Genomic DNA, 1,924 nt, shown 5'->3' on the forward strand with positions numbered 1-1,924 from the left:
TCGTGTCCCGCCCTACTTGTCGCATACTTAGTTCCACACATCGCATTTCGTGTAAGGGGCTATCACCCTCTATGGCCGGAGTTTCCAATCCGTTCCACTATGCGTCATGCTAAATCATGCAGGCTCATCCCATTTCGCTCGCCACTACTTTGGGAATCTCGGTTGATTTATTTTCCTGCAGCTACTTAGATGTTTCAGTTCGCCGCGTTCGCTTTGCATACCTATGTATTCAGTATGCAATGACCTAAAAGGCCGGGTTTCCCCATTCGGAAATCTGCGGATCAAAGCTTGTTTGCTAGCTCCCCGCAGCTTATCGCAAGCTACTACGTCCTTCATCGCCTGTAATCGCCAAGGCATCCACCATGTGCACTTATTCACTTGTCCCTATAACGTTAGCCCCTGTTGCCAGGGATCGTTACAGTTCCAAGCAAGACTTCATTTATTACTGTGTTTGATGAGTTTTACTACTACCCTAAGTGTGCTCCTTTTACAGAACACGCTTAATAAAACTTTACTTCTTCCAGATTGTTAAAGAACGAAACAGCAATGATCTCTAAAAGATCAAACCTAAATCCAGCGATTTACGTTTGCACTCTTAGTAGGTAGTGGTGGAGGATGACGGGATCGAACCGACGACCCCCTGCTTGCAAAGCAGGTGCTCTCCCAGCTGAGCTAATCCCCCAAGGAATACGTGGTAGGGCTGGTTGGACTCGAACCAACGACCCCCGCGTTATCAACACGGTGCTCTAACCAGCTGAGCTACAGCCCCGACTTGGACACTGCTACTGTTTCTTTCAATTTCAACAGTCGATAAGAGTGGACGCTCAATGAGTGGGCTCTAGGCCCCGGTGCTACTCTAGAAAGGAGGTGATCCAGCCGCACCTTCCGATACGGCTACCTTGTTACGACTTCACCCCAGTCACGAATCCTACCGTGGTAAGCGCCCTCCTTGCGGTTAAGCTACCTACTTCTGGTAAAACCCGCTCCCATGGTGTGACGGGCGGTGTGTACAAGACCCGGGAACGTATTCACCGCGACATGCTGATCCGCGATTACTAGCGATTCCAACTTCATGTAGTCGAGTTGCAGACTACAATCCGGACTACGATACACTTTCTGGGATTAGCTCCCCCTCGCGGGTTGGCGGCCCTCTGTATGTACCATTGTATGACGTGTGAAGCCCTACCCATAAGGGCCATGAGGACTTGACGTCATCCCCACCTTCCTCCGGTTTGTCACCGGCAGTCTCATTAGAGTGCTCTTTCGTAGCAACTAATGACAAGGGTTGCGCTCGTTGCGGGACTTAACCCAACATCTCACGACACGAGCTGACGACAGCCATGCAGCACCTGTGTAATGGTTCTCTTTCGAGCACTCCCAAATCTCTTCGGGATTCCATCCATGTCAAGGGTAGGTAAGGTTTTTCGCGTTGCATCGAATTAATCCACATCATCCACCGCTTGTGCGGGTCCCCGTCAATTCCTTTGAGTTTTAATCTTGCGACCGTACTCCCCAGGCGGTCTACTTCACGCGTTAGCTGCGTTACCAAGTTAATTAAAACCCGACAACTAGTAGACATCGTTTAGGGCGTGGACTACCAGGGTATCTAATCCTGTTTGCTCCCCACGCTTTCGTGCATGAGCGTCAATCTTGACCCAGGGGGCTGCCTTCGCCATCGGTGTTCCTCCACATCTCTACGCATTTCACTGCTACACGTGGAATTCTACCCCCCTCTGCCAGATTCTAGCCTTGCAGTCTCCATCGCAATTCCCAGGTTGAGCCCGGGGATTTCACGACAGACTTACAAAACCGCCTGCGCACGCTTTACGCCCAGTAATTCCGATTAACGCTTGCACCCTACGTATTACCGCGGCTGCTGGCACGTAGTTAGCCGGTGCTTATTCTTCAGGTACCGTCATTAGTG

At 50.8% G+C, this 1,924-nt stretch carries 2 tRNA genes and 2 rRNA genes; all 4 read right to left on the reverse strand.

The features are described 5' to 3' along the window. Positions 1-384, reverse strand: a 23S ribosomal RNA gene (locus I4X03_RS22915); the annotation flags it as partial. Positions 385-606: 222 nt separating this feature from the next. Beyond that, a tRNA-Ala gene (locus tag I4X03_RS22920) sits at positions 607-682 on the reverse strand. A 10-nt stretch (positions 683-692) separates the two neighbouring features. Next, positions 693-769, reverse strand: a tRNA-Ile gene (locus I4X03_RS22925). A gap of 91 nt (positions 770-860) precedes the next feature. Then, positions 861-1,924, reverse strand: a 16S ribosomal RNA gene (locus I4X03_RS22930); the annotation flags it as partial.

This window comes from Massilia soli, from assembly GCF_016809835.1.
GTDB lineage: Bacteria > Pseudomonadota > Gammaproteobacteria > Burkholderiales > Burkholderiaceae_D > Telluria_A > Telluria_A soli.